Source organism: Epilithonimonas zeae (assembly GCF_900141765.1).
In the GTDB taxonomy this organism is placed as follows: Bacteria; Bacteroidota; Bacteroidia; order Flavobacteriales; family Weeksellaceae; genus Epilithonimonas; species Epilithonimonas zeae.
In genome coordinates this window covers 287,428-313,931 of the sequence record NZ_FSRK01000002.1, presented here as the reverse complement: position 1 = coordinate 313,931, position 26,504 = coordinate 287,428, and the positions used below count along the sequence as shown (strand labels likewise).

Sequence of the window (26,504 nt, the reverse complement as noted above, 5' to 3'; positions counted from 1 at the left end):
TCAAATAAAATGAACCATGGTTAATAAATTCGTTTTCTGATTCTGCTAAGTGCCTGTGGCGTAATGCCCATATAAGAAGCAATATGTTTCAATGGGATTTTTTGAAAAAGATCCGGCTGCTCTTTTAAAAGTGAAAGATATCTTTCTTCGGCAGTTTCACTTAGAAAAGAAAATTCTCTGTTAAGTTTTTCAACGTAAAGCGCTTCAACAGTCAATCTACCAATCAAATTACCAATCGCTTGAGACTTGTAGATTTCCTGCAAATCATCATAATGGATTTGCCAGACAACCATATCGGTTAACGCTTCTATATCGCATCTTGACGGCGTTCTTTGAGTAAAAGAATCATAAGCCGTAAGAAATTGATTATGAAATACAAACCTTATCGTTAGTTCTTTATTTTCCTTCATAAAGAAAAGCCTTGCAGCTCCTTTTTCTACAAAAGACAGATAATTATCTACCTCTCCCTTGTTCAGAATTATATCTTTTTTCTTGTATTCTTTTCTAAAGTTTTTCTCTACAAAAGGCCTCCAATTTTCTTCGGTAAGCGGAATTCCCTTCGAAAGCAAATATTGTCTGATAAACTCCATTCATTTTTATTTATAAATTGAATTGAGTTCGTTCATATATTCATAAGCTGTCAAGTCGAATTTCACAGGTACAATACTGATATAACCATTTGTCAAAGCCGTTTCGTCTGCATCTTCGGATTCATCCATATTGTTGAAATAACCACTCAACCAGTAATATTTTCTTCCGTGCGGATTGGTTCTTTCATCAAAACTTTCTTCCCATTTGGCGTTGGCTTGTTTGCAAACTTTAATACCTTTGATTTCTTCCTTGTTTAATTTCGGAATATTAACATTCAAAACAACACCTTTTGGCATTGGATTTTCCAAAGTTTTCAGAATAATATCTTTGATAAAATCTTCAGCTTGGTCAAAATCTGCTTCCCACTTCAAATCGGAAAGTGAAAATCCGATGGCTTGTAAACCTTCCACTCCAGCTTCCACGGCCGCACTCATCGTCCCGGAATAAATAACATTGATAGAAGAATTCGCTCCATGGTTGATTCCAGAAACTACCAAATCCGGTTTTCTTGGAAGGATTTTGTCCAAAGCCATTTTCACACAATCCACAGGCGTTCCTGAGCAGGAGAAATCTTTTTGAGGCCCATCCAGATTCAGTTCCTCGAAACTTAAAGTTGAGTTGATGGTGATGGCGTGACCTTTTCCACTTTGAGGAGAATTGGGTGCTACGACAATAACGTCTCCAATTTGGTTGACTATGCTAATTAATTTTCTGATGCCCGGCGCAGTAATTCCGTCGTCATTGGTTACCAGTATCAATGGTTTACTCATAAATTTTATTTAATTTTTTTCGCTTTTTGCGATATTTTCATAATTCTTTCAAAAATAACCAATTTATAATACTTTAATTAAAATAAGGTGTTAAATTTGGTTTCGTTTTTGAATATCTTCGTAACATTCAAAACGAAAAAAAATACTAATCCAAGTACAGATTTAAAAATATATGTTCAAAAAAATCAAGTTCAAGAAACTACTGATGTTTGCGCCGCTGATGACGCTGATGTTCTGTTTCAACTCTCCTCAAAATGATGATGAAAAAATGCAGACCATTATGGTAAGCGTGAAAAATACTCTTTCTTATCTTCATTATAGTCCAAAACCTATCAACGATGCTTATTCTCAGGATGTTTATGATAAATATTTTGAAGGCGTAGATGCTTCCAAAAGATACTTTTTGCAATCTGATATGGATGAGTTCAAAAAGCATTACACAAAACTGGATGATTACCTTAACCAAGGAAATCTTGTTTTCTATAAACTCACAATTGACAGACTTTATCAGCGTGTAGATGAGATTGATAAAATGACTCAGGATATCCTTTCCAAACCAATCAATTTGGATGAGGATGATGTTTTAACCATCGAACCAAAGAAAAGAGTTAATCCTGTTGATGCTAAACAACAGCGTGAAGAATGGAAAAAATACATCAAGTATAATATCCTTCAGGAAATTGAGACATTGACAAGTAAAGAAGAAGCTCAGAAAAAGAAAAAAGATTCTGTTGTAAACAACAAACTTCCAGATACGATAAAATACGCGCCACTTTCTATGGAAAAGAAGCGTGAAAAAGCGACTGCAGAAGTTAAAGATTTGATTACAGATTCTTTCAGAAGATTCAAGAAGAGAAAAAAGATGGACTGGTTTACAGTTTATATGAATGCTTATACCGAAGTTTTTGACCCGCACACCAATTATTTCTCTCCGAAAAATAAAGAAGAATTCGATATGCAATTCACTGGAAAAGTGATTGGCATCGGAGCTTTAATCCAAGAAAAAAGAGGTTATTTATATCTTGGAGAATTGACAATCGGTGCGCCAGCTTGGAAATCAAAACAATTAACTTCTGGCGATAAAATCCTTAAGGTAAAATCAAAACCAAACGAAGAACCCGTTAACGTTGTCGGAATGTTATCTGACGAAGCTGTAAGACTAATCCGAGGTGAGAAAGGAACACCTGTAACTTTGACTGTTGAGAAAAAAGATAAAACCATCAAGGAAGTAACAATGATTCGTGAAGAAGTAGCTATTGAAGATACTTTTGCAAGAAGTATTGTTGTTAATTCTAAAAATGGTAAAAAATACGGATTCATTTATCTGCCAAGTTTCAACGTAGATTTTGAAGACCCAACAGGTAGAAATGCTTCTGACGACATCAAAGCAGAATTAATCAAACTTAAAAAAGAAAATGTAGAAGGAATTATCCTTGACCTTAGAAGCAATGGCGGAGGTTCTTTAACCGAAGTTGGTGACATTATGGGGTTATTTATGAACGCTGGTCCTTATGTTCAGGTAAAAGACAGCAGAGGAAAAATCCAAGTTCTTAGTAATAAATCGAATGAGCCAATCTGGACAGGTCCGTTGGTAGTGATGCAAAACGAATTATCGGCTTCCGCTTCAGAAATCCTTGCGGGAGCTTTCCAAGATTATGGAAGAGCGGCTGTGATTGGCTCGCCAAGTTCTTTCGGAAAAGGAACGGTTCAGACTTTTGTAGAGCTTAACAGATTTCTGAATACGAACGACGATTTCGGAGCTTTAAAACTGACGATTCAAAAATTCTACAGAGTTTCCGGAGAATCGACTCAGAGAAAAGGTGTAGAAGCGGATCTTAAAATGAAAGATTTCTTCTCTTATGCAGAAGTTGGAGAACGTTTTGACCAATTCGCTTTGCCTTGGGACAAAATCGAAACGACTTCTTATAAAAAATTGACCGGACTTAATGTTCCTCAATTGCAAGCAGAATTAGACAAACAATTGGTGGATAACAACAATTATAAAATGTTACAAGAATCTGCTGAATGGAAGGAAGCGCTTGATAAAGAAGAAACCATCACTCTGAACCAAACAAAATTCAATGAGCTGATGAAAACGCGTAAAGCGCAGATTGACAAGTTCAAAGGTTTGGATAAATTCAATAACGGGTTGAAATTTACCATTCATCCTGACGAAGCAGAACGAATTAAAAAAGACGAAGCATTTGCTAAGAAAACCGAAAACTGGAGAAAAAATCTTGAACGAGATTTCTATCTGGAAGAAACGGTAGATGTGCTTTCGAAAATCAAATAATAAAAAAGGAACTCAAATTTGAGTTCCTTTTTCTTTTTAGATGTTTTTATATTTCTCTTGAGCTAGTTCCTTTTGACGATAGTATTCTAACTTCTCTTCAGGTGTCATTAATTCTAATTTCAATGCTCTTATTTCTTCTGTATTAGAATAATACTCTTTGTATTCAATTTCATTATCTTTTTTAAACTTATCTAAATCTTTCGGAACACCAAAAAATAATTTTTCTCGCAAAACTTCGTTTCTTGACAGTAGATATTCTAGTCTCTGTTTTTCTTTAATATTTTCCATTTCTATTTTTCAATTAATTTAATAAACATTATATCTTCACCTGGATTAACTGGATTTGGTATCGGTTTAATTTCCTCAACTATAAACTTTGTATTACTCTTAAAAAGCACTTCTCGTTCAGCATTTAATAATGAGGTCGCTTCTATATTCTTCCCGTTTTTACCTGTGATTTTTATTAATACATTAAAACCTAAATCATCATACATCATTTCTTCTGCAGACATATAATCATAAGTAGAAGATGTGAAACCCTTTTTCTCTATCACCTTACCAACTACATATTCTTTCTTCAGCATTTCAGGAGACATTCTCTCTAATCTGTAAAAAGTAGAAGAACTAGTTTTTGGTAGTTTTTTTAAAGCATTATTTAGTAGTTCTTTATACACTTTATATTCCTCTGTCATTGCAATTTCGCCCCTTAAAGCTCTGTTTAAATTAGAATAATATGCTGATTTATAAAGCCTTACTGCCGCTTCCTCTTCCAAAGATAAATATTTTGCCATATACCTTGTGCTGGAAAGTTCAACTAATATTTTCTGAAAAGCAGGATTTTTTCCTAAAACTCTTAAATACTTCGAATATCTTAATTTTGTAGCTAAAGAAGAGAAGCTTTTAAAAGCACTGGCTTCAAACTCTGGTAATAAGCCTGCTGCAATATTGTTCAAAACCGTCCAGCGGTCTTCATCCATTTGTTTTTCAGTAAAATAGTTAGCAACAATGGTTGGTATAAAATATGCTTCTTTATCGTCTGGTATTCTCAAAGGGGTGAAGGCTTCATTTATACCCAATGTTTGAGAACCACTTTCTGAAGGTGCCCAATTTCCATCTTCATAAGAATGAATGGTAAAACCGACTTCAAATTTCTTTTCTTTTTCCAAAAATCCAGTCCAATAAACAAATCTGTTTTCAACAACACCATTTTTCAATGTGTCTTTCATTTCAAGAGAATAAGTAATCGCATTTTGATAATCAGAATCTTTCCAGACCTTACTTCCTACTTTTGTCAATTCAATAATAAATTCTTCAAGATATTTAGCTGTAAGTTTATTCAAAACCTTTCTTATAATAGAAGGATTATTGTTGATTTGGTTGACCCACCAAGTTCCGTTTTTTATTCCTTTCAGCAGATTAATGACAGAAATATTTTCATTAGTCCCAGATGTATCAATTGCACTTTCAGAAAGAGAAACAAAATCTTTCCAAAGCATTTCATCTGTAAGGGTTTCTAAAACAAAATCAGGAATCTTTTCATATAAAGCATCAATAATATTAGGATTGCTTTTAGCAGTTGCAAAGAAGTGTTTATAATATCGGATGACGTCTTTTTTCATCTGCTCGGCTGCTGAATTTCCTTTTATAATTCGCAAAAACTCAATAAACGTTTCAGAGTTTTATGTATAAAGCTTTATTGCAAAATACTCATGATTCAACTTAAAATCATATGGACTTTCTGTCTTATCTGTTTGCGTATCAGAGAATTTTTTGTCTTCGCCGTCTTTATAGATAAAATTGAGATTATAAATTACCTTGTAATTATCAAAATAAATCCCAAAGTTGTAAGAATTACTCAATAGATTCTTTCTGATATTCAATTTAGATACATCAAAACTAGCTTGGACTTCTCTATCATCCCTTTTATATAAAAAGGGTTTATTATTTTTAACATTACTAAATATAGGAGTTCCAAATGAAGAAGAACCAGAATAAATAGTTTTATCTTCCAATAAATATTTTTCTGAGTCAAATAGAAAATCTTTTATCTGTCCCAAATTGTCTTTTAAATCTTTTGCTAGAAGTTCATAATTAATTCCGCCAGTATAAAAATTTTTAGATAATGCATCATAATCTGCTGCTGTTGGATAATAAAAAGAGCTCTTTTTCCCAAAAGGTCTTGAAAGTGCATATTCGTTGGAAATCTCTTGAAAAGTTTTATTTGTCCTTATTCCTTCAAAAGGGTCATTTCCCTTTCCATAACTTCCTCTTTCCAGTTCATCTAATCGTATAATACTGACACTGGTTGCAATACCACGAAGAAGCCTTTGACTTTCTTCATCAAATTCTTCAATGTTATGTAACAAATCATTCATAAATAAGATTTTAATAGTTAAATTTTCGCTAGAGTTATCTCTTAAAAGCAAAGCTAATTTGAGGCAACGACAAAACTTGACGTAATAAAATCTATCTCAAAATAAAAAACCATCATAGAATAACTATAATGGTTCTCAAATATTTACTTTCTAAGTTTTACTTCAAGCTCTCAAAACTACGCTTGATAAAATCCGTCAGCTCTTTTCCTTTCAAAAGATTCTGAGACAATTTTGCCAAATCCAAAGCCTGATTAATCATTGATTTCTTCTCATCAGCATTTTCTTTTTTCAACAATTCCTCAGCGAAATTTGAATTAGAATTCACCACCAAGTTATACATCTCAGGGAAACCGCCCATTGCGAACATTCCGCCTCCACCGGTTGCCTGCATATCTTTCATTCTTCTGAAAAACTCCGGCTGAGTCAAAGTAAACGGTGCGTCTGTAGAATCCAGATCTTCTAATTGAACCGTAAACTTCTGGTCATTAATCGATTCTTCGATTTCTTTCTTCAAAGTCTCTTTATCCGAATCATTTAGTTTAGAAATCTTAGGCTCATCTTTTTTGATAAGGTTATTGATATGGTCTGCATCCACTCTAGCAAAAGAAACATTCTCTTTCGATGCTTCCAATTTCTGGATGAGATGCGGAACAATCGGAGAATCCAACAACAGAACTTCATAACCTTTTTCTTTTGCAGATTCTATATAACTATGTTGTTCATCAGCATTGTTAGCATAAAGAATGATAGTTTTTCCATCTTTATCTGTTTGAGTTGGCTTGATTTTGTCAATCAATTCATTCCAAAGATAATAAGTTCCGTCTGTCGTTGGGTAAAGCGCAAATTTGTCAGATTTTTCGTAGAATTTATCTTCAGAGATCATTCCGTACTCGATCACGATTTTAATGTCATTCCATTTCTTTTCATAATCTTCACGGTTTTCATTGAAGAGTGAAACCATTTTGTCCGCCACTTTTTTCGTGATGTAAGACGAGATTTTCTTAACTGCGCCGTCAGCCTGCAAGTATGAACGGGAAACGTTCAGCGGAATATCCGGAGAATCGATCACACCTCTTAGTAGCATCAAGAAATCAGGAACAATCCCTTTCACCTCATCCGTCACATAAACCTGATTTTGATACAATTGAATTTTATCTTTCTCGATATTAAGGTTATTCGCCAATTTCGGGAAGAACAAAACTCCCGTCAAATTGAACGGATAATCCACGTTCAAATGGATATGGAACAACGGATCCTCAAATTGCATCGGATACAATTCTCTGTAGAAATTATTGTAATCCTCGTCTTTCAGCTCACTCGGCGCTTTTGTCCAGGCCGGATTTGGATTATTGATGATATTGTCTACCTCAACTGTTTCTGGTTTTGCATCTTCCGCAGAACCTTCCGGCAAAGGCAAAGTCTCCGTTTTTGTTCCAAATTTAATTGGAATCTGATTGAATTTATTATACTTCGTCAAAAGCTCACGGATTTTTGATTCCTCCAAAAACTCCAAAGAATCTTCTGCAATATGAAGCACGATTTCCGTTCCTCTGTCGGATTTTTCGGTTTCTTCCAAAGTATATTCCGGACTTCCATCACAGATCCAACGAACCGCTTTGCTATCTTCTTTGTAAGATTTTGTGAAGATTTCCACTTTCTCCGCCACCATAAATGCCGAGTAAAATCCTAGACCAAAATGTCCAATAATTCCCGCATCTTTCGCAGAATCCTTATATTTTTCAAGGAATTCCTCAGCGCCTGAAAACGCCACTTGATTGATGTATTTCTCAACTTCCGCGCCCGTCATCCCAAGACCTTGATCCTTGATGGTCAGCGTTTTTGCCTCCTTATCAATTTTCACCTCGATGATTGGATTTCCATAATCCACTTTCGCTTCACCAATCACGGTCAGATGTTTCAACTTCGTCGTTGCATCCGTCGCATTCGAGATTAATTCACGAAGAAAAATCTCGTGATCACTGTAAAGAAACTTCTTGATCAGCGGAAAAATATTCTCCACCGACACATTAATACTTCCTATTGACATATTATATTATTTTTTTATTTTACTTAAAATTTCAATTCCCGAATCACAATCACTCATCGATTATCAATTATGATGTGGGCGACTGCCAAAAGCCAAAGCTTTTCCAAAGCTATTTTGTCACCGGGCTATCCGTTGCAATCTTTTGCTTTTTAGAACATTTGTCATTCCGAACGAAACGAAAAACCTAAAAGCAAAAGGATTTCCACTACTATCCCTGTCGCAGCTTCGCCGTCAATCCAATGTTTCTCAAAAAAAAGACCATCAAAAAAATAATGACAAATTGTCGCTTTATAGAAAACATAAAGACACAAAAGCTATTCAAAAAGAACACTATAATAAAATTTGACGAAGTCAAATCTTTGTGCCTTAAAACGTAGAATTGCATAAAACCCTCTTGTGCCTTTGCGTCTAAGAATCACAGAAATAATTATTATAATATCCCTTTAAAATTATTACAAAAACTTTTGTGCCTTTTGTGGTTCATCACAGTTTCAAAATTTATTACATTTACTTTCAGAAGATAAAAGAAAAAATGCGCCACAAAATAAAAAACCAAAACCCTGATTTTCAAAACATTGAATTCAATTCGAATTCAGAAAATTATACGTTTGAAAAAGACGGATTGGAGCTTAAATCAAAATATTCCGCAGAAGATATAAAAAACAAAAGCATTTTGAACGGTTCTGCTGGAATTGCGCCTTTTCTTCGAGGTCCTTATTCTACAATGTATGTTCAGAAACCTTGGACCATTCGTCAATACGCAGGTTTTTCTACGGCAGAAGAATCAAACGCTTTTTACAGACGAAACCTTCAGGCGGGACAAAAAGGTCTTTCCGTAGCTTTCGATTTGGCAACACACAGAGGTTACGATTCCGACCACGCAAGAGTCGTTGGCGACGTTGGAAAAGCGGGTGTTGCAATTGATTCTGTCGAGGATATGAAAATTCTGTTTGACCAAATTCCATTAGATGAAATCTCAGTTTCGATGACGATGAACGGCGCAGTTCTTCCGATTTTATCTTTCTATATTGTTGCTGCAGAAGAACAAGGTGTTTCTCAGGATAAATTGTCAGGAACGATTCAAAATGATATTTTGAAAGAATTTATGGTGCGGAATACTTATATATATCCACCTACTCCATCAATGAAAATCATCGCCGATATTTTCGAATATACTTCAAAAAATATCCCAAAATTCAATTCCATTTCAATTTCAGGTTATCATATGCAGGAAGCTGGTGCAACACCGGTTTTGGAAATGGCCTACACTTTAGCCGACGGCCTAGAATACGTAAGAACCGGAATAAAAGCAGGAATGAACGTTGACGATTTCGCCCCAAGATTATCCTTTTTCTGGGCCATCGGAATGAATCATTTTATGGAAATCGCCAAGATGCGAGCGGCAAGATATATTTGGGCAAATCTTCTGAAACAATTCAATCCTCAGAATCCGAAATCTTTAGCCTTAAGAACACACTCTCAGACTTCTGGATGGAGTTTAACGGAACAGGAACCTTTTAATAATATTACACGGACAACAATTGAAGCCTTATCTTCGGCTTTAGGCGGAACACAGTCTTTGCATACCAATGCTTTGGATGAAGCCATTGCTTTACCAACAGATTATTCCGCAAAAATTGCCAGAAATACCCAAATCATTCTTCAGCAGGAAAGTCGAATCTGCGACGTTGTTGACCCAATGGGCGGAAGTCATTTAGTTGAATCTCTGACTCAAAAAATGATTGATGAAGCGATGAAGTACATCGATGAGGTCGAAAAAGAAGGCGGAATGACAAAAGCCATCGAAGCCGGAATTCCGAAAATGAGAATCGAAGAAGCATCAGCCATTAAGCAGGCAAAAATTGACAGCGGAGAAGAATTCATCATCGGAATCAATTCCTTCAAATCAGATTTAAAACAAACCGAAATCGAAATCCTCGACATCGATAATACAGAAGTTCGCAGAAAACAAATCGAAAGATTAGAAAAAATTAAAGCCGAACGAAATCCAGAAGCCTTCGAAAAAATTTTAAACAAAATCCGAGAAACAGCCAAAACAGGAAACGGAAATCTTCTTGAGCTTTGTATTGAAGCTGCTCGCAGAAGAGTAACACTTGGCGAAATGAGCGATGCAATGGAAGAAAGTTTCGGACGTTACAAAGCCAATATCAGAACCATATCAGGAGTTTACGCAATGAATGCAAGCAAAAATGAATACTTTGAAAAAGCCGTTGCTTTAAGTCAAAAATTTGAAGACCAGGAAGGAAGACGACCGAGAATTATGGTTGCAAAAATGGGTCAAGATGGTCACGACCGTGGTGCGAAAGTAGTAGCAACCGCATTTGCCGATATGGGATTTGATGTGGATGTTGCACCGCTTTTCCAAACGCCAGAAGAAGTTGCGAAACAAGCCGTGGAAAATGATATTCATATTTTGGGAGTTTCGTCTTTGGCTGCTGGCCACAAAACTTTGGTTCCGCAAGTTGTGGAAGAATTAAAAAAACTCGGTGCAGATGATATTACAATCGTTGTTGGTGGCGTAATTCCTCAGCAAGATTATGAGTTTTTGTACGCAAACGGAGCGCATCATATTTTCGGTCCTGGGACTAATTTGCCGAAAAGTGCGGTGGAGATTTTGGAGAAATTTTTGTCTTAAAATCTTATAATTAAAATTTATTTTTATATTTGCACCTGAGAATCAAGTTCAACCAACAAAAAAACAACGAAGCAATGTTCAAATACAATCTATATACGTCAGTAGGATTGCCTTTTGCAAAGGCGAGGCTTCGTGGGTTGGTACATTCTTAGAATAACAGTATATCGAAATATCAAAACCCGAAGTCGTAAGATTTCGGGTTTTTTATTGCGCAATATTTCAAACTCAAAACGTTTCCCCGAAATCATAATTTTTTTTAGGAGCTATTTCCCGCTTTTCGTTGCAATCTTTTTTTGCCGTCGCTTTTTTCAAGCCAACGCCAAAAAAAAGGATTTCCACTACAATCGGGGCTAAGGATTTCAGCTCCAAATCAACATTTGTCATAAAATTATTGTGACAAAAAAGCAATCAACTAAAAATATAGTTGGTTCAAATATTCGATGCGAGAATGTCTAACATCTCACATCTATTATCTAAAATCAAAAAAATGGGAAATTTAAAACTAAAAGGAAAAGATATATTAAAATTAGGCTATCCAAACAACCAAAGCGTCAACATCGCTTTGGAAGTGATGAAGAGGAATTTTGCAACCAAAAATATTCATTATGTGAAATCTCTTCTCAAGGAAATCCAGCAAAATCCGGAGAACTTCGAGAAAGATTTAACTTTCGGACAAATCGCAGAAGCTTTGTTGTCATCCAAGAAAACTGAAAAAAGAATGCTCAATACCAACCGAGCTTCATTTCAAATTTTCGGAAACAATATTTCGGATGAAGCAAAAAACCAATTGTACACCGCATTAAAACTGCCCATAGCAACGCAAGGCGCTTTGATGCCCGATGCACACAGCGGTTATGGACTTCCAATCGGTGGTGTTCTCGCCGTAGAAAATGCTGTGATTCCGTACGGAGTCGGGATGGATATCGGTTGCAGAATGAGTCTCAGTATTTTGGATACGCCAATTTCATATCTGGACGGCGCGCGAGATAAATATGAAAAAGCGCTTGCCGAACACACCAAATTCGGAATGTATGAAACGCACAAATCTCACATCGACCACGAAATTTTCGACAGAGATACGTTCGGTTTAATTCCGGTTTTGAGAAGATTAAAAGGAAAAGCCATCAAACAAATGGGAAGTTCAGGCGGTGGAAATCACTTTGTGGAATTCGGGGAAGTAGAAATTTCGGAAGAAGACGAACAAATCAACCTTCCAAAAGGAAAATACCTCGGGATTCTCTCTCACAGCGGTTCGCGTGGATTGGGAGCAGAAATCGCTCAGTATTATTCGAGAGTGGCGACAGAACAATGTCCGTTGCCAAAAGAAGCGCAAAACTTTGCCTGGCTGGATTTGAACACACATCTCGGATTAGAATACTGGACGGCGATGAATCTCGCAGGAGATTATGCTTCGGCCTGTCACGACGATATTCACAGAAGATTGGTAAAAGCTGTCGGCGGTAGAGTGAAAGCCAGAATTGAAAACCATCACAATTTCGCGTGGAAAGAAATCCACAACGGAAAAGAAGTGATAGTTCACAGAAAAGGTGCCACTCCAGCCAACGAAAATGAGTTGGGAATGATTCCCGCATCGATGACCGCAAAAGGTTTCATCGTTCGTGGAAAAGGAAATCCGGATTCGTTGAACTCTGCTTCACACGGAGCGGGACGTGCTTTTTCGAGAGGAGAATGCAGAAACCGTTTCACTCAAAATGACATTAAAAAAGAATTAAAACTCAAAAATGTCACATTGATGGGCGGAAATGCCGAAGAAGCACCGATGGCGTACAAAGACATCAATGAAGTGATGAACGCTCAAAGCGAATTGGTGGATATTATGGGAACTTTCCAACCTCGAATTGTGAGAATGGATAAGTAAAATGATTGTTAGTTTTTGGTTGATGGTTGTTAGGATTTTTAACACCATCAACTGACAACCATCAACCGACGACAAATTAAAAAACAATGGACAAAATAATACAAATCACCTCGGGAAGAGGACCTTTGGAATGTCAATGGGTAGTTGCCAAAGTTCTGAAGGTTTTCCTTGAGGAAGTAAAACAAAATAAAATCGATTACGAAATCATTCATCGCGAAAATGGTGATGAAAACCTTACTTTGAAATCTGCAACCTTATTATTAAAAGGAAAAGATTTAAATGAATTTTTAAAATCTTGGCTTGGAAGCATTCTTTGGATTGGGAAAAGTACTTTCAGGAAATTTCATAAAAGAAGCAATTGGTTTATCGGGATTTTTGAACTGGAAGGTTTGGAGAAAATTGAATTTAATGAAAAGGAAATTCAGTTTCAGACGATGAGAAGTCAAGGAAGCGGCGGACAAAACGTAAACAAAGTGGAAACCGCAGTTCGTGCAACCTATCCGAGAACCGGACAAAGTGTTTTTGTTCAGGATTCCCGTTCGCAACTGGAGAATAAGAAAATTTCCATTATTCGATTAAAAGAAAAAGTGATGGAATTTCATATTCAACAATTGGAAAAACAACTGCAGGAAACGTGGAACAATCATTTAAATGTTCAGAGAGGAAATCCGATTAGAACATTCTCGGGAAGCGATTTTAAAAAGAATCATCAGGAAAAATCTTTCAAAAAAGAAAGAAATCAACTGAAAAACGAATTAAAAAACTACAGAAATGACCTTAACTAAAAGTAAATATTATTTCGAAGCGTTGGATAATTATCCATACAGCTTGCCGGATTGTCTTGAAGCGTTGAATTATGCGCTTTCTTACGACCCCGAAGATGCAGATTCGCTTTGTCTGATGGGAAGAATCTACTCTGAACAGATTATCGATTATGAAAAAGCAAAACTCTATTTCGAAGAAGCATTGCAATGTGATGTGACGAATCTGAATACGCCAAAATATTATATCAAATGTCTTTTGGATAACGAAGATTTTGAGGAAGCAGAAAAGCTGATTATCTATTCTTTAAAAATAAAAGGAATTGACAAATGTAGAATTCTAATCCACAAATCACATTTGTTTGAAATAAAAATGGATTTTAAGAAAGCATTGGAAACTTTGAAAGAAGCTAATAATTTTGCTTATGACCAATCGATGTTGGACTTTTTGAAGAGTAAAGAAAAAGTCATCAAAGAGAAAATGCCCAAGAAAAAGAAAACCAAAAGTAAAGTGAAAAGCAACAAGAAAAAGGAAACCTATTAATGGTTTCCTTTTGTTTTATACACAATAATGGACGCAATAGGGATAGTAACGGTTATCCTTTTGCTTTTCGGGTAAGATTTAGCTTGGGAAAAGCAAAAGATATGAGTGGATAGCCCGACCCGAGCGTTGGCTAAAGCCTTGGAGAGGGATTGCCCAAAATTTACTTCTTCGCGTTAACCGTTACGTAAGCTAAAACCCAATTGGTTTCTTCCGCATTTAGTTTTGCTTTCGGAGCCATTCTTGCGATGATCTTGTTCCATTGTTCCGGCGTGTGGTCAGAAGCTTCCGGAAGTCCGTGGCATTTTCCGCAATGCTGATCAAATACAGTTTTTCCTTTAGTTACGTATTCTTCGCTCGTGTTGATAGAAGCTGTTGAGGTCGCCACTGTTTTTGTTGTACACGAGTAGATAATAGCGCCTACAAAACATAAGACATATATCGTTTTTTTCATATTTTTGGATTTTATTCTTATCAAAAATAGAAAATATAAGATTCCGAAAATTACCTAAATCCTAATTTGTAATAATTCCAAATTCCTAATGAATAAAACAATCAGTTTACAAGATTATATCGACGGAATCAAATCTTCTGATAAAAGGATTTTGGGAAAAGCTATTACTATAGTTGAAAGTAAAAAACCTGAACATCGGGAAATTGCCGATCAATTACTAAAAGAAATTTTACCGTTTACCGGAAATTCTATCCGAATCGGAATTACAGGTGTTCCCGGCGCTGGAAAATCCACCTTTATAGAAAGCTTTGGGAAATACGCGATTGAGCAAGGTAAAAAAGTCGCTGTTCTGGCGATTGACCCAAGTTCTTCTATCAACAAAGGAAGTATTCTTGGCGACAAAACCAGAATGGAAGAACTGGCAAAAGACCCGAATGCGTTTATCCGGCCAAGTCCGAGTTCCGGATTTTTAGGTGGAATTGCGAATACGACCTTTGAAAGTCTTTTGATCTGTGAAGCGGCAGGTTTTGATTATATTTTGATTGAAACGGTTGGCGTTGGTCAAAGTGAAACTTTGGTAAATGATATTACGGATGTTTTTCTTTTTCTGAAAGTCATCGGAACTGGCGACGAATTACAAGGAATCAAACGTGGAATAATGGAGATGGCGGATTTGATTTTCATTAATAAAGTCAATGACGAAAATCTATCTAAAGCTAAAATGACGAAAACGGAATTGACAAGAGCATTGCAATTCATAACACCAAAAGAAAAAAACTGGAAAATCCCAGTGCTCTTTGGATCTGCTTTGGAAAAAACCGGATTGGAGGAAGTTTTTGATAAAATCGAGGACTATATTTCTTTGAAAACGAAGAATGGAACTTTCCTCGAAACCAGAAAAAATCAGGCTCAGAAACGATTTGAATTTTGGGTACGAGAATATATTCTTGAGAAAGCTAAAAACGACCACTCATTAGAAAATTCTTTCCAAGAACATAAAAAAAATGCTTCAGAACTGTTGTCTAATCCAAGTTCCGAAGCCAGTGATTTTGTTAAAAAATTATTGGGGAATTAATTATTTTGGAGCCGAAATATTTCCGTCAAAACTGATTGGCTGCCTATTATCAGATCGAATTGATAAAAATCCACTTCCGTTTTTGAAGATTTCCAAATTGAAAACATAATTCTCTTTTGCATCTCTTGGTGTAATGACCAAAAGTGTATTTCCTTTTTTAGTAGCAGATTGTTTTACCGTAAACTCCTTAGATTCGAATCTTAACCCGCCGTTGTTTGCATCGCCGGGATTAGCCGTAAAAGCTCTTCCAAAGTAAGGCAGATAAACACTGAACAAATCTTTTTTCAGGTTAAAACCGTAGCCTGGGTCAAGGTTCAAAATTCGAGTCCCTGTTGAACCTGGCATCGAATTCAAAACATTAATGACATCATAATTTGTTGGAAATGCCTTCGTTGCGTTGAAATCGAATTCTTTATTTTGTATTGCAGAGTTCAATGTTACCGGGTCAAGATATATTTGACTTCCGCAGCTCATTGTCATCATCGCAAAACTTATCATTAATATAAAAGCTCTCATATTCATTATTTTAGAAAGATTAATCATCAAAAATCATACAATCTTTAGATGACAGAAAAGGCAGAAGGTTAATGGCTGTGTTCTAATTCTTTTTTACAGTCAGAGAATATTTTGAGGATTTTACCTTCCTCATTTTCCCAGCAAAGTTCATCTGCAGCTACATTTAGGTTGTGAAGATAAGCGGCTTTTCCTTTTTCCAGAACAATTTTTAGTTTTTCTGCAAGATGTTCAGGAGAATGATTTTCAATAATTTCTCCCACACCAAAAGTGTTCACAATATTCTTCATTTCCGGAAAATCTGATACAACAACAGGAATTCTCGATTGGATATAATCCGAGATTTTGTTTGGTAAAGAATAGTAATAACTCAATCCATTATTTTCCTCAATACTGATTCCAACATCAGCTTTCGGTGTCAATTTCCTAAGATCATCCGGAGATAATTTCCCAAGAAATTTGACTTTATCTAAAACATTAGCCTGAATAGCAATTTGTTTAAATTCAGTCTCCATTGGCCCTCCGCCGGCAACCCAAAGCTCCGCATTTTCAATTGATTGCATTGCAATAATGGCTTTATCAATTCCTCGGGAGTAATTCAACCAACCTTGATAAAGAATGATTTTTTTTGAATTTTCAGTCGTACCTTTAAATTCAATTTTTCTTGGAAGATTATTGATAACGATCGGTTTATTGATTTTATATTCTTTCGCAAACCAATTGGCGTAGGAATCACTTGCAGCAATCATTTTCTTGATTTTCGGAACAAAAGTGCTTTCGATTTTTTTCCACACATTTTTTACCCAGCGCCCTTGGATTGTTGGCATTTCTGTGAAAATCTCGTGACTGTCAAAAACTATTGGGATTCTCAATTTTTTAGAAAGCAGATAATTTGGCATTATTGTTTCCAAGTCATTGGCTAATAAAATGGTCTTATTGTCAGCATGTTTTTTGATTTCTTTGTAGAGCTTTTGCTGAAATTCTATGTAGGCAAATCTCAACTTTTTGGACTTCAAATCAATCCTGAAAAACGGATAGGGTCTTTCCATTTCGGGCTTTCCCATCCAGTTATTGCCAATTAAAATAGGCTGATAACCATTATCATAAAGTGTTTTACAGAATTTTTCTACACGCTGGTCTGTGTAAAGGTTATTAAAAACACTTACAATGACTTTCATATTAGTCTTTTTTTAAAATATAATAAATCTGGACAAAAGCGAGAATTCCGTTCGGAATAATCACTGGCCAAAGCATTCCGCTAAAAATACCATAAATCACAAAGCAAATACATCCTAACAAATTAATCGTTCTGATGGCAGTAATATTCTTTAGCAAAAAGCCTCCAACTATAAAAGCAGAAGCCAAATATCCAACATATTCTGACCAGTTTTCCATGGGCTAATTTTTGAGTATCACAAACCTAATCAATTTTGCAATGATAAAAAAATCAGGTCATAAAGTCCATTTTTTTCTAATGGCAATCTATTTGCAACCAAATATTTAAATTTTACAAATATTTATTGTAGGATTGATTATAAAAAACATAACTTAGTGTATAATTTTAATTATGGATTATAAATTTTCAGACGGTTTGAACCGCGTGTTCAAGCAAAGCAAAAATGAAGCAAGGCGTTTGCAGAGTGAGTTTCTGAATACTGAACATTTCCTTTTAGGAATTATCAAAACTGAAAATTCTGCGAAAGAGATTCTTGAAAGTCTTAGCGCAGACCTCACTCAGATAAAACGAAAAATAGAAACCCTAAGTGCTGTGAACAGTAATCCTTTCACTGCTAATATGGGAAGCATTTCTTTTACAAAAATGGCAGACCAGGCTGTGAAAAGGTCAGAATTAGAATGTCGTCAATATCAATCTGCAGATATCAATACTGTACATCTTTTGTTAGGAATATTGTACAAGCAGGAAGACCCGACATCCAGCATTCTTCAGGCTTATGATATCGATTATGATGCTGTTCAAAAGGCTTATAGAACGATGTTGAAAAACACCGATCAATTGCCACAAAACAGTGCTTACGATGATGACGATGAGAAGGATGAACCTTATAGCCAGATGAAGAAACCTTCCGGGAATCTTGGTGGCCAGAAAAGTAAGACTCCAACTTTGGACAACTTTGGCCGTGATTTGACATCTCTTGCAAGAGATGGAAAATTGGATCCAGTTATTGGTCGTGAAAAAGAAATTGAAAGAGTTTCTCAGATTCTATCAAGAAGAAAGAAAAACAATCCACTTTTGATTGGTGAGCCCGGTGTTGGTAAATCTGCCATTGCGGAAGGTCTGGCTTTGAGAATTCAGCAGAAAAAAGTTTCCAGAGTTCTTTATGGCAAAAGAGTGATTACACTTGACCTTGCAAGTCTTGTTGCAGGAACCAAATATCGTGGACAATTCGAAGAGAGAATGAAAGCGATAATGACAGAATTGGAGAAAAACAGAGATGTCATTCTTTTCATTGATGAGTTGCATACGATTGTAGGTGCGGGAAGCTCTACAGGAAGTTTAGATGCATCCAATATGTTCAAACCTGCTTTGGCAAGGGGAGAAATCCAATGCATCGGTGCTACAACTCTTGACGAATACAGACAGTACATTGAGAAAGATGGAGCTTTGGAGCGTCGTTTCCAAAAAGTAATGGTTGAACCAACTTCTATTGAAGAAACGATTCAAATCCTTCATCAAATCAAAGATAAGTACGAAGACCATCATAATGTTCATTATTCTGATGAAGCCATCAATGCTTGTGTTAATTTGACAGCAAGATATATAACAGACAGATTCTTACCGGACAAAGCAATCGATGCGATGGACGAGGCCGGGTCTAGAGTTTATATCAAGAATATGAAAGTTCCTACAGAAATCATCGACCACGAAGCTCGTATCGAAGAAGTAAAGGAATTGAAACAAAAAGCTGTGAAAGCTCAGGATTATCTTGAAGCTAGAAAACTGAAAGACGAAGAGGAAAGACTTCAAATCGAATTGAATCTTGCCCAAGAACAATGGGACAAAGATGTCAAGGAGAAAAAAGAAGAAGTTTCTGAAGAGAGTGTTGCAGAAGTTGTTTCTATGATGAGTGGTGTTCCAGTAACCAAAGTTGGCAAAAATGAGTTGGATAAACTAGCTCAGATGGATGATAAACTTAATGGAAAAGTTATCGGTCAGGAAGACGCTGTGAAAAAAGTAGTGAAAGCTATCCAGAGAAACAGAGCCGGATTGAAAGACCCGAACAGACCAATTGGAACGTTCATTTTCCTTGGAACCACTGGTGTTGGTAAAACCGAATTGGCTAAAGTTATGGCTCGAGAATTATTTGATTCCGATGAAGCTTTGGTAAGAATCGATATGAGTGAGTACATGGAGAAATTTGCGGTTTCCAGATTGGTTGGAGCGCCTCCAGGATACGTAGGTTATGAAGAAGGTGGACAATTGACGGAAGCGGTTAGAAGAAAGCCTTACGCAGTTGTACTTCTTGACGAAATCGAGAAAGCACATCCAGATGTTTTCAATATTTTGTTGCAGATTTTGGATGAAGGTTTCGTAACCGATTCTCTAGGAAGAAAAATCGATTTCAGAAATACAATTATCATCCTGACTTCCAATATCGGAACAAGAGATATCAAAGATTTTGGTGATGGCGTTGGATTCGGGACTAATGCGAAGAAAACCAATTCTGATGCAAGAGCTAGGTCTACTATCGAAAGTGCTTTGAAGAAAGCGTTTGCGCCGGAATTCCTTAACAGAATTGATGACATCGTTATCTTTAACTCTTTGGAGCAAAAAGATATCAAGAAAATCATCGACCTCGAGCTTGGAAAACTTTACAGCAGACTTGAAAAATTGGGCTACAAAGTAGAGTTGACAGAGGAAGCCAAAGATTTCATCTCAGAAAAAGGTTGGGACAAAGATTTTGGAGCAAGACCGCTTAAACGTGCTATCCAAAAATACATCGAAGACCTTTTGGCAGAAATGCTTGTTAATAAGCAATTCAGTGAAGGAGAAACGGTTATTCTGAAAGTCAACGAAGCTAAAGACGGGCTGGAAGGAAAAACTCAGAAAGAGAAAAATACTAAAGAAAGTATTAAAGACTAAAATTAAAATAAGTTGACCACCTAAATATTTTAGGTGGTCTTTTTATATCAATATGACAAAGGAATTAAAAGATTATTTATTAAGAAATATTCCCGGACTTACTCCAGAGGATTTAGAATTACTATTGCCATCAATAGATTTTAAAAAGTACAAGTCGGGCGAGATTTTTATTTCTCCTGGCGACAACAATACCAAAGTTTATTTCATTAAAAGTGGTATTATCCGAGTCTATCATCTTTTGGAAAATGGTACAGAGAAAACAATGCTTTTTCATAATAAAAAAAGCTTTGTCGGTAACTATGGCGGGATTATTTTTAAACGTCCTTCAAGATTTTATTATCAATCTGTGGGAGAAACAGAGGTTTTCGAATTGACTTATGATGCCATAGACAAAGGCGCTCAGAAAAGCATTTCACTTAATAATTTGCGTGGAAATATGTTTCTTATGATGATTGGAATATTACTAAATAATATTGAGGATTTTGTTTTACTGAATCCTGAAGAGCGTTATCAAAAACATCTGGAAGAAAATGCCGAAGTTTTGAAAAAAGTACCATCAAAATATGTAGCATCCCTTCTGGGAATCACTCCTGTCTCATTAAGTAGAATAAAAAAAAGAATTTTACGCGGAAATTAACAAATGTAAATTTTTTCTTCGTTTTTTCCTTCTACATTTGCAATCTCAGATAAGAGCCCTCTTAATATTTCTAAACACAAATGGTGATACTAAAGAGGGCTTTTTCTATAGCCCTACCACAAATCCAACACTAGGAATAAATCCACTACTGAAAATACTGCTTCTCTCTTTCCAAAGCACATTGTACATTATCCCAAACTGTGCAAACGCATTATTTCCTAAACTCTGCATATAGCCTCCACCAATATAAAGCGCAGTTTCATCTGTATTGTATTTATAACCAGAGAATTTTTCTTTCGAGTTAATAAAATATTGTTGAAGATTGGCACCAACAAAAAACGAACGGGCAAAATAATAATTAGCAAAGGGGCCAACGCCAAACATTGTTGATTTATAATAATCAGAAGTTTGCCAGGAAACATTTCCGATGATTCCACCTTCCAATTGGTCTGTGATTTTGTAACCTACCCTTGGAGAAACCTGAAGATTAAAATAAGAATTACTCCCGAATCCTACGCCTAAGCCACCACCAAAAGTCCAACGATTGGTTTGAGTTCCGGAACTCATTGCAATTTGAGAGAACGACCAAAAGCTAATCAGCATCAATAATAAAGTGAAATGTTTTTTCATAATATTTGAGTTTTAATGTTATCAACCTAATTTGAAAAACCGAATTGCTTGCAACCCGACTTGAACGGAGCTCATTTTTGTAGCTGGAAAAGCGATGGCAAAATAGCGGGAGTGGAAGGCGGAATAGTTGCCCAAATTAAAATTATTATCGCTTATTTCACACTATCGATTTTCTCAATGTCTAAAATTATGGTTTTTTAGCGAATATTTTAGTTGTACTTTTGCGCAATCAAACTAAGAACTCCCGTCAAGAGTTTCGTAAAATTGAAATTAAATGAAAATAGTAGTTGGCCTCTCCGGAGGCGTAGATTCTAGCGTGACTGCTTATCTTTTGCAACAGCAGGGTCACGAGGTTATCGGACTTTTTATGCGCAACTGGAATGATGCGTCGGTAACTTTGGAGGACGAGTGTCCTTGGATAGAAGACAGTAATGATGCGCTTCTTGTCGCACAAAAATTAGGAATTCCTTATCAGGTCATCGATATGAGCGAGCTCTACAAGGAGCGAATTGTGGATTATATGTTTGACGAATATCAAAAAGGCAGAACACCAAATCCCGATGTTCTTTGTAATCGCGAAGTGAAATTCGATGTGTTTATGAAAACGGCTTTATCGCTTGGTGCTGAGAAAGTTGCAACCGGACATTATGCACGAGTTCATTCAACAATTGATGAAAATGGAAAAGAGATTTTTCATCTTTTGGCTGGAAAAGATAATAACAAAGACCAAAGTTATTTCCTATGTCAATTGAGTCAAGACCAATTGTCGAAAGCGTTGTTCCCGATCGGAGAATTAACAAAACCAGAAGTTCGTGAAATTGCGAAAGAACAAGGTTTGGTAACCGCTGACAAAAAAGATTCTCAAGGACTTTGTTTCATTGGGAAAGTGAGTTTACCGACTTTTCTTCAGCAACAATTGGTTCCGAAAGAAGGTGAAATTGTAGAAATTTTCAATGATTTTGCTGAATTCCATAAAGAAACTCCAACTTTTTCTTCAAAATTAGAAGAGCTGGACTATCTGTCAGCGAAAATCAATTATAAAAAAGAAGACGGAAAAGTGATTGGCAAGCATCAAGGTGCACAGTTTTTCACCATCGGACAAAGTAAAGGTTTAGGAATTGGTGGACACAAAGAAAGTTGTTTCATTATCTCCAGAGAAATGGAAAACAACATTATTTTCGTGGGCGAAGGAAGAAATTTTCCGGGACTTTTCAGAAGCGCTTTGAAAATTGATAATTCTGAAGTTCATTGGGTTCGTGAAGATTTGAGGTTGAAAAACGGAGAATCTATGGAGGTTATGGCGAGAATCCGCTACCGACAAACTTTGGAGAAAGCAACGATTTATCAATTCGAAAATGGATTCTATATGGAATTTGAAAATCCGCAGTCTGCGATTGCAGAAGGACAATTTGCTTCGTGGTGTATCGATGATGAATTGATTGGAAGTGGCGTGATTTCTTAAGAAGTAATTAGAATTAAATATTGAAAACAGGCTTTACGGAATTCCCGAAAAGTCTGTTTTTTTAATTTCCGGCCAGCCAATCTTTAAAATCCTTCACTCTTTCTCTGCTGACCGAGATTTCTTCATTGGGTTGGAATTCCAATTCAACTTTGTAATTTGGCGACGTGTGAATATTTTTGATGTAATCTGAGCTGATGATGAATTGTCTGTTTACACGGAAAAATTTGGTTTCATCCAACACATTTTCCAGTTCGTCCAAAGTGAAATCTGTTGGATAAGTCCGTTCTTTGGTTTGGAGGTAGACAATTTTATTTTCGCTGTAGAAACAGCTGACTTCATTGATGGAAACGACTTTCAGATTGTAACCGATTTTTACCAAAATTCTGGAAAGTGTTGCCTGCTCTTTTTTAACAATTTGCCTGATTTCCTGTGAATTAACAGCGCCTTGTTCCGGCAAGAACGATTTGAATTTCTCAATGGCTTTTGCCAAATCTTCTTCTTCAATTGGTTTCAGAAGATAATCGATGCTATTGAGTTTGAAAGCTTTCAATGTGTATTGGTCAAAAGCCGTTGTATAAATGATAAAAGCTTTGGTTGAGACTTTATCAAAAATATCAAACGATAATCCGTCACCTAAAACGATGTCTGAAAAAATCAATTGCGGATGTTCATTTTCCTGAAACCAATCAACCGATTCTTCCACAGAATTGAGGTTTGCAACTAACTCTAAATCAGAAAATAAACCTAATAATTTTTCAAGTCTTCTGACAGCCGGTTTTTCGTCTTCGATGATTATCGTTCTTATTTTCATTGGTTTAATAAATAAATGGTATTAATTTTTTTGTCTGTTTTTTATAATCTATATAATCTTGCCCGAATTGTTCTATAAGAGCTTTTTCTTCAATTTTAATTCTATACAAAAATGCTAAAAATGGTGGAATAAATGCTATAAATAATGCAACCCAATTATTCAAAAACAAACCTAAACCAAGAAACGTTAGCAAAGAAGCAGAATATGAAGGATGTCTCAAAACACTATATATTCCATCTTTTTTTATTTGATGACCTTCTCGTATCGTAACATCTACTGTAAAATATTTGCCTAAAGATTTTATGATTAAAAACCTTGTCAAAATCCCGATAAATAAGACAATCAGTCCAAGATAAATTATCCAATTTTGGGTTGTAATCATTAAACTAAAATCTTCAAAATGAATGTTAGCAACAAAAATTGATAGCGATATTGATGAAATGATTACAATCCAAAGCAAGCTGAGAGAAGATTTGTCCTTCCCTTTTTGGTCAGAATTATTGGATGACATTTGGCTTTTATAAAAGACCTCGCTAAAAAGCCAAGCTCCCATCAGTAAATAAAAAATGATGATGTTCATTTCATTTATGTTTATTCTTGTCCATTATTTCCCGAATTTTTCGCTCTTCCCAATCTTTTCCGAGAACAAACTGCGGAACAAAAACACTCAATCCGTGAGCTACCAAACCAATTCCCCAAAAGAATAATGTAATGAAATTCTTATATTGAAAATAACTCTCGCCAGGTTTTAAATCTTGAATATTAATAAACACAATCAACAAATTGACAAGTATGTAAATCGCCAAATGTGTATAAAATCCTTTCAGTTTTTTCACTCTTCTTCTGGCTTCAAGATATTTGATATCGTCTTGTTTGTTAATAATTTCCATTGTTTTGTTTTTTGAGTTCTTTGTTAATCATATCTCTTTCCCAATCGGAATTGAAGAAAAACAGCTTAATTCCTTTGATTGCCAAAATCAATCCCCAAATGATGAAAATCCACGATACTTCAAATACTGAAATATAATTCAATCCATATTTTGCAAATTTAATCCCATAAACGATTCCAAATACGATGGCGAAAACGAGAAGACTTTTGTAGAATTTTTTGATTTTTTGTACTCTTTCCACAGCCATTTCGTAACGTGGATTTTCTTTATTGATGATTTCCATTGTGATTAGTTTTTAAGGTTATTTTGATTATTCATTATTTCACGAATCTTCTTCTGCTCCCAGTTTTTTCCTCCGAAAAGATAAATTGCATATCCGAAAATACTGATTCCACATCCTGCTATCGGAAACCAAAACCAGTGAAAATCAGGCGTTGATTTTAGATTAACAAAGATTAAATAAGGCATCAGAATTACGAATCCACCCAACATCGTGTAAAAAGCTTTTACCTCCTCCATTCTAGCTTTGGCTAGTTTTAGTCTCGAATTGTTTATGTGGTTTTCCATCGTAATTATTTTTTGAAGTTATCCTTATTCATTATCTCTTGGATTTTCTTTTCTTCCCAATTTTTTCCGATTGCAAAGACGTTCATCCCGTGAGCCAGAAGTCCTACTCCCCATCCAAGCATTGGCCAGTAAAACCAAAGTTCTCTTGGAGAAGTGATTAGGTTAAGGATTACCAAAAACGGAATGATAATGCAATATGAGATTAAGTTTCCGTAGAATCCTTTAATTTCTTTTACTCTTTTTACTGCTTTTTCGTAAGCAATACTTTCTGTTTCTTGTGTGGTGTAAGCTGTCATTGTCTGAGATTTTTTTTCTATTAATATTGGTATTTTGACTTTAAAGGTCTGTTCTGTTTTTTCTATAAATACATTGTCTTTAGTAAGTAATGCGTACCGCTGAACGATGTTTGCTAAACCAATTCCCGCACTTTCTTTAAGCTGTTCTCTTACTTGAAGGTTATTTTCGATGGATAGAAATTTTCCTTCTGTAAAGATTCTGATATTCAATGGTTTTGATGAGGTTGCGAAATTATGTTTGATACAATTTTCTAATAATAATTGTAAAGAAAGCGGAACTACGAATTTTTGCAAATCATCTGGATTAATATCAAAAGTGAAATTCACGCTGTCTTCAAATCTGGTTTTCAAAAGGTTGCAGTAGATTTTAGCAAATTCTATCTCATCCTCAACTTTTACCATTTCCTTATCTTTTTGCTCCAAAACATAACGGTAAATCTTTGACATCGATGTCGTGAATTTCTGCGCCTGTTCCGGATTTTCATCAATCAAAGCTGTTAAAACGTTCAAAGAATTGAATAGAAAATGCGGGTCTAATTGGTTCTTCAAAGATTCGAATTGAGCGTTGGCGGAATTTGCGATTAACTTCTGTTCTACAACTTCTTGTTTGGTATTTTTTTTCAATTCCTCCATAAATCCTTTGGCGTGAAGGAAAGCCGAAATCATCAATGCGAAATTTATCATAAACCAATTAACAAAATTGTACTTCCCAGAAAAAAACACTTCCGGAGTTGCCACTTTTTGGATGATGACATAGTTTAAATAATTACAGACATAAACAATTATGAAATTGACGATAATAGTTGCTACAATTCCTAAAATGGTTCTAAGTCTGGTCTGTTCCGTCCACGACAGTTTTTTATTAAGGAAATCATTTAAATAACCATTACTCAAGCCCAATCCGAAAGCATACATTGCTGAAATAAGCAAGTTGTAACCAAAGCTTTCTAAAGTTTTTTCATCAGAGAAAAAAGTGAAGAAAAAAATGGACGAGCCTAGTGTAATCCACGTTAGCGTTATTAATGGTTTTTTATTCATATTCTAATTTCTTGGTTCAAAATTATGACAGAAAGAAAAGTTAAGCAATTATATGTGACCGAACTGTTAAAAAATCCGACTGAACTGTAAAAAGTGTCATTCAGAATCTTAAATTT

General features: G+C 35.5%; 26 protein-coding genes. 9 read left to right on the top strand and 17 right to left on the bottom strand.

Translation table 11 applies throughout. The annotated features are described in order from the left end of the window. Window positions 1-20 precede the first annotated feature (20 nt). Both BUR19_RS13240 and surE read right to left on the bottom strand, forming a co-directional pair. Complete coding sequence (locus BUR19_RS13240) at window positions 21-590, bottom strand: Crp/Fnr family transcriptional regulator (protein ID WP_074235931.1); 570 nt, start codon at window positions 588-590, stop codon at window positions 21-23. A 6-nt stretch (window positions 591-596) separates the two neighbouring features. Further along, window positions 597-1,361 carry a 5'/3'-nucleotidase SurE gene (gene surE / locus BUR19_RS13235; RefSeq protein ID WP_074235930.1) on the bottom strand — a complete coding sequence of 255 codons (765 nt, stop codon included), beginning with the start codon at window positions 1,359-1,361 and terminating at the stop codon, window positions 597-599. Window positions 1,362-1,533: 172 nt separating this feature from the next. Here surE and BUR19_RS13230 point away from each other — a divergent pair, with 172 nt between their 5' ends. Next, window positions 1,534-3,654, top strand: coding sequence for a carboxy terminal-processing peptidase (locus BUR19_RS13230; RefSeq protein ID WP_074235929.1), 2,121 nt, complete (start codon window positions 1,534-1,536; stop codon window positions 3,652-3,654). Window positions 3,655-3,690: 36 nt separating this feature from the next. Here the strand turns inward: BUR19_RS13230 and BUR19_RS13225 are convergent, their stop codons facing one another. From BUR19_RS13225 to htpG, 4 genes are all read right to left on the bottom strand, one after another. Beyond that, window positions 3,691-3,942 carry a hypothetical protein gene (locus BUR19_RS13225; RefSeq protein WP_074235928.1) on the bottom strand — a complete coding sequence of 84 codons (252 nt, stop codon included), beginning with the start codon at window positions 3,940-3,942 and terminating at the stop codon, window positions 3,691-3,693. Between the two features lie 2 nt (window positions 3,943-3,944). Continuing rightward, a complete protein-coding gene (locus BUR19_RS18735) occupies window positions 3,945-5,273 on the bottom strand; it encodes an ADP-ribosyltransferase (protein ID WP_083600783.1) in 1,329 nt (442 codons plus the stop codon). Window positions 5,274-5,333: 60 nt separating this feature from the next. Beyond that, entirely contained in the window at window positions 5,334-6,029 is a 696-nt protein-coding gene (locus tag BUR19_RS13215; protein ID WP_074235927.1) for a hypothetical protein, read from the bottom strand. Window positions 6,030-6,186: 157 nt separating this feature from the next. After that, entirely contained in the window at window positions 6,187-8,076 is a 1,890-nt protein-coding gene (htpG, locus tag BUR19_RS13210; RefSeq protein ID WP_074235926.1) for a molecular chaperone HtpG, read from the bottom strand. 532 nt (window positions 8,077-8,608) lie between these two features. On the opposite strand from htpG, the gene scpA reads away from it, so the two are divergent. The 4 genes from scpA to BUR19_RS13185 all read left to right on the top strand — a co-directional run bounded on the left by scpA (window position 8,609) and on the right by BUR19_RS13185 (window position 13,916). Further along, the gene (gene scpA / locus BUR19_RS13200) at window positions 8,609-10,732 is read left to right on the top strand and encodes a methylmalonyl-CoA mutase (RefSeq protein WP_074236489.1); all 2,124 of its coding nucleotides are present in this window, start codon (window positions 8,609-8,611) and stop codon (window positions 10,730-10,732) included. A 487-nt stretch (window positions 10,733-11,219) separates the two neighbouring features. After that, on the top strand, window positions 11,220-12,611 hold the full coding sequence (locus BUR19_RS13195; protein ID WP_074235924.1) for an RtcB family protein: 1,392 nt from the start codon (window positions 11,220-11,222) through the stop codon (window positions 12,609-12,611). Window positions 12,612-12,697: 86 nt separating this feature from the next. After that, the gene (prfH, locus tag BUR19_RS13190; protein WP_074235923.1) at window positions 12,698-13,396 is read left to right on the top strand and encodes a peptide chain release factor H; all 699 of its coding nucleotides are present in this window, start codon (window positions 12,698-12,700) and stop codon (window positions 13,394-13,396) included. Continuing rightward, window positions 13,383-13,916, top strand: a complete 534-nt coding sequence (locus BUR19_RS13185) for a tetratricopeptide repeat protein (RefSeq protein WP_074235922.1) — start codon at window positions 13,383-13,385, stop codon at window positions 13,914-13,916. Before prfH ends, BUR19_RS13185 begins: the two co-directional genes overlap by 14 nt. A 160-nt stretch (window positions 13,917-14,076) precedes the next feature. Here the strand turns inward: BUR19_RS13185 and BUR19_RS13180 are convergent, their stop codons facing one another. Further along, the gene (locus tag BUR19_RS13180) at window positions 14,077-14,367 is read right to left on the bottom strand and encodes a c-type cytochrome (RefSeq protein WP_074235921.1); all 291 of its coding nucleotides are present in this window, start codon (window positions 14,365-14,367) and stop codon (window positions 14,077-14,079) included. 88 nt (window positions 14,368-14,455) lie between these two features. On the opposite strand from BUR19_RS13180, the gene meaB reads away from it, so the two are divergent. After that, complete coding sequence (meaB, locus tag BUR19_RS13175; protein WP_074235920.1) at window positions 14,456-15,442, top strand: methylmalonyl Co-A mutase-associated GTPase MeaB; 987 nt, start codon at window positions 14,456-14,458, stop codon at window positions 15,440-15,442. Here the strand turns inward: meaB and BUR19_RS13170 are convergent, their stop codons facing one another. The 3 genes from BUR19_RS13170 to BUR19_RS13160 all read right to left on the bottom strand — a co-directional run bounded on the left by BUR19_RS13170 (window position 15,443) and on the right by BUR19_RS13160 (window position 17,350). Continuing rightward, entirely contained in the window at window positions 15,443-15,958 is a 516-nt protein-coding gene (locus BUR19_RS13170) for a DUF4251 domain-containing protein (protein ID WP_074236488.1), read from the bottom strand. A gap of 68 nt (window positions 15,959-16,026) precedes the next feature. Further along, window positions 16,027-17,133: a glycosyltransferase gene (locus tag BUR19_RS13165; protein WP_074235919.1), complete on the bottom strand. Its 1,107-nt coding sequence runs from the start codon at window positions 17,131-17,133 to the stop codon at window positions 16,027-16,029. Between the two features lies 1 nt (window position 17,134). Continuing rightward, window positions 17,135-17,350: a uroporphyrinogen decarboxylase gene (locus BUR19_RS13160; RefSeq protein ID WP_074235918.1), complete on the bottom strand. Its 216-nt coding sequence runs from the start codon at window positions 17,348-17,350 to the stop codon at window positions 17,135-17,137. A gap of 172 nt (window positions 17,351-17,522) precedes the next feature. Between BUR19_RS13160 and BUR19_RS13155 the strand changes: the two genes are divergently transcribed. Together BUR19_RS13155 and BUR19_RS13150 are read left to right on the top strand one after the other, a co-directional pair. Beyond that, the gene (locus BUR19_RS13155; protein ID WP_074235917.1) at window positions 17,523-20,057 is read left to right on the top strand and encodes an ATP-dependent Clp protease ATP-binding subunit; all 2,535 of its coding nucleotides are present in this window, start codon (window positions 17,523-17,525) and stop codon (window positions 20,055-20,057) included. A 52-nt stretch (window positions 20,058-20,109) separates the two neighbouring features. Continuing rightward, window positions 20,110-20,694: a Crp/Fnr family transcriptional regulator gene (locus BUR19_RS13150; RefSeq protein ID WP_074235916.1), complete on the top strand. Its 585-nt coding sequence runs from the start codon at window positions 20,110-20,112 to the stop codon at window positions 20,692-20,694. A gap of 105 nt (window positions 20,695-20,799) precedes the next feature. Here BUR19_RS13150 and BUR19_RS13145 read toward each other — a convergent pair whose 3' ends face one another. Further along, window positions 20,800-21,324, bottom strand: a complete 525-nt coding sequence (locus BUR19_RS13145) for a hypothetical protein (RefSeq protein ID WP_074235915.1) — start codon at window positions 21,322-21,324, stop codon at window positions 20,800-20,802. Between the two features lie 274 nt (window positions 21,325-21,598). Between BUR19_RS13145 and mnmA the strand changes: the two genes are divergently transcribed. Continuing rightward, window positions 21,599-22,786, top strand: a complete 1,188-nt coding sequence (gene mnmA / locus BUR19_RS13140) for a tRNA 2-thiouridine(34) synthase MnmA (RefSeq protein ID WP_074235914.1) — start codon at window positions 21,599-21,601, stop codon at window positions 22,784-22,786. A gap of 61 nt (window positions 22,787-22,847) precedes the next feature. Here mnmA and BUR19_RS13135 read toward each other — a convergent pair whose 3' ends face one another. Genes BUR19_RS13135 through BUR19_RS13110 form a run of 6 tightly spaced genes read right to left on the bottom strand, consistent with a single transcriptional unit; the run spans window position 22,848 to window position 26,388 of the window. Continuing rightward, on the bottom strand, window positions 22,848-23,597 hold the full coding sequence (locus BUR19_RS13135) for a LytR/AlgR family response regulator transcription factor (RefSeq protein ID WP_175565908.1): 750 nt from the start codon (window positions 23,595-23,597) through the stop codon (window positions 22,848-22,850). Between the two features lie 4 nt (window positions 23,598-23,601). Beyond that, window positions 23,602-24,177, bottom strand: coding sequence for a methyltransferase family protein (locus BUR19_RS13130; protein ID WP_074235913.1), 576 nt, complete (start codon window positions 24,175-24,177; stop codon window positions 23,602-23,604). A 1-nt stretch (window position 24,178) separates the two neighbouring features. Further along, entirely contained in the window at window positions 24,179-24,487 is a 309-nt protein-coding gene (locus BUR19_RS13125) for a 2TM domain-containing protein (protein WP_074235912.1), read from the bottom strand. Beyond that, window positions 24,474-24,770, bottom strand: coding sequence for a 2TM domain-containing protein (locus BUR19_RS13120; RefSeq protein ID WP_074235911.1), 297 nt, complete (start codon window positions 24,768-24,770; stop codon window positions 24,474-24,476). The genes BUR19_RS13125 and BUR19_RS13120 overlap by 14 nt, the downstream gene beginning before the upstream one ends. A 5-nt stretch (window positions 24,771-24,775) precedes the next feature. Further along, complete coding sequence (locus BUR19_RS13115) at window positions 24,776-25,054, bottom strand: 2TM domain-containing protein (RefSeq protein ID WP_074235910.1); 279 nt, start codon at window positions 25,052-25,054, stop codon at window positions 24,776-24,778. Window positions 25,055-25,059: 5 nt separating this feature from the next. Beyond that, window positions 25,060-26,388 carry a 2TM domain-containing protein gene (locus BUR19_RS13110; protein ID WP_074235909.1) on the bottom strand — a complete coding sequence of 443 codons (1,329 nt, stop codon included), beginning with the start codon at window positions 26,386-26,388 and terminating at the stop codon, window positions 25,060-25,062. Window positions 26,389-26,504: the final 116 nt, after the last annotated feature.

Bases quoted from the DNA above. Each gene is read 5' to 3' on its own strand.
- BUR19_RS13115 (WP_074235910.1), bottom strand. From the start codon at position 25,054: ATGGAAAACCACATAAACAATTCGAGACTAAAACTAGCCAAAGCTAGA.
- BUR19_RS13165 (WP_074235919.1), bottom strand. From the start codon at position 17,133: ATGAAAGTCATTGTAAGTGTTTTTAATAACCTTTACACAGACCAGCGT.
- BUR19_RS13135 (WP_175565908.1), bottom strand. From the start codon at position 23,597: ATGAAAATAAGAACGATAATCATCGAAGACGAAAAACCGGCTGTCAGA.
- BUR19_RS13130 (WP_074235913.1), bottom strand. From the start codon at position 24,177: ATGAACATCATCATTTTTTATTTACTGATGGGAGCTTGGCTTTTTAGC.
- BUR19_RS13110 (WP_074235909.1), bottom strand. From the start codon at position 26,388: ATGAATAAAAAACCATTAATAACGCTAACGTGGATTACACTAGGCTCG.
- BUR19_RS13180 (WP_074235921.1), bottom strand. From the start codon at position 14,367: ATGAAAAAAACGATATATGTCTTATGTTTTGTAGGCGCTATTATCTAC.
- BUR19_RS13230 (WP_074235929.1), top strand. From the start codon at position 1,534: ATGTTCAAAAAAATCAAGTTCAAGAAACTACTGATGTTTGCGCCGCTG.
- htpG (WP_074235926.1), bottom strand. From the start codon at position 8,076: ATGTCAATAGGAAGTATTAATGTGTCGGTGGAGAATATTTTTCCGCTG.
- scpA (WP_074236489.1), top strand. From the start codon at position 8,609: ATGCGCCACAAAATAAAAAACCAAAACCCTGATTTTCAAAACATTGAA.
- mnmA (WP_074235914.1), top strand. From the start codon at position 21,599: ATGAAAATAGTAGTTGGCCTCTCCGGAGGCGTAGATTCTAGCGTGACT.
- BUR19_RS13155 (WP_074235917.1), top strand. From the start codon at position 17,523: ATGGATTATAAATTTTCAGACGGTTTGAACCGCGTGTTCAAGCAAAGC.
- BUR19_RS13160 (WP_074235918.1), bottom strand. From the start codon at position 17,350: ATGGAAAACTGGTCAGAATATGTTGGATATTTGGCTTCTGCTTTTATA.
- BUR19_RS13150 (WP_074235916.1), top strand. From the start codon at position 20,110: ATGACAAAGGAATTAAAAGATTATTTATTAAGAAATATTCCCGGACTT.
- prfH (WP_074235923.1), top strand. From the start codon at position 12,698: ATGGACAAAATAATACAAATCACCTCGGGAAGAGGACCTTTGGAATGT.
- surE (WP_074235930.1), bottom strand. From the start codon at position 1,361: ATGAGTAAACCATTGATACTGGTAACCAATGACGACGGAATTACTGCG.
- BUR19_RS13125 (WP_074235912.1), bottom strand. From the start codon at position 24,487: ATGGAAATTATTAACAAACAAGACGATATCAAATATCTTGAAGCCAGA.
- meaB (WP_074235920.1), top strand. From the start codon at position 14,456: ATGAATAAAACAATCAGTTTACAAGATTATATCGACGGAATCAAATCT.
- BUR19_RS13215 (WP_074235927.1), bottom strand. From the start codon at position 6,029: ATGAATGATTTGTTACATAACATTGAAGAATTTGATGAAGAAAGTCAA.
- BUR19_RS13145 (WP_074235915.1), bottom strand. From the start codon at position 21,324: ATGAAAAAACATTTCACTTTATTATTGATGCTGATTAGCTTTTGGTCG.
- BUR19_RS13225 (WP_074235928.1), bottom strand. From the start codon at position 3,942: ATGGAAAATATTAAAGAAAAACAGAGACTAGAATATCTACTGTCAAGA.
- BUR19_RS13120 (WP_074235911.1), bottom strand. From the start codon at position 24,770: ATGGAAATCATCAATAAAGAAAATCCACGTTACGAAATGGCTGTGGAA.
- BUR19_RS13185 (WP_074235922.1), top strand. From the start codon at position 13,383: ATGACCTTAACTAAAAGTAAATATTATTTCGAAGCGTTGGATAATTAT.
- BUR19_RS13170 (WP_074236488.1), bottom strand. From the start codon at position 15,958: ATGAGAGCTTTTATATTAATGATAAGTTTTGCGATGATGACAATGAGC.
- BUR19_RS13195 (WP_074235924.1), top strand. From the start codon at position 11,220: ATGGGAAATTTAAAACTAAAAGGAAAAGATATATTAAAATTAGGCTAT.
- BUR19_RS13240 (WP_074235931.1), bottom strand. From the start codon at position 590: ATGGAGTTTATCAGACAATATTTGCTTTCGAAGGGAATTCCGCTTACC.
- BUR19_RS18735 (WP_083600783.1), bottom strand. From the start codon at position 5,273: ATGAAAAAAGACGTCATCCGATATTATAAACACTTCTTTGCAACTGCT.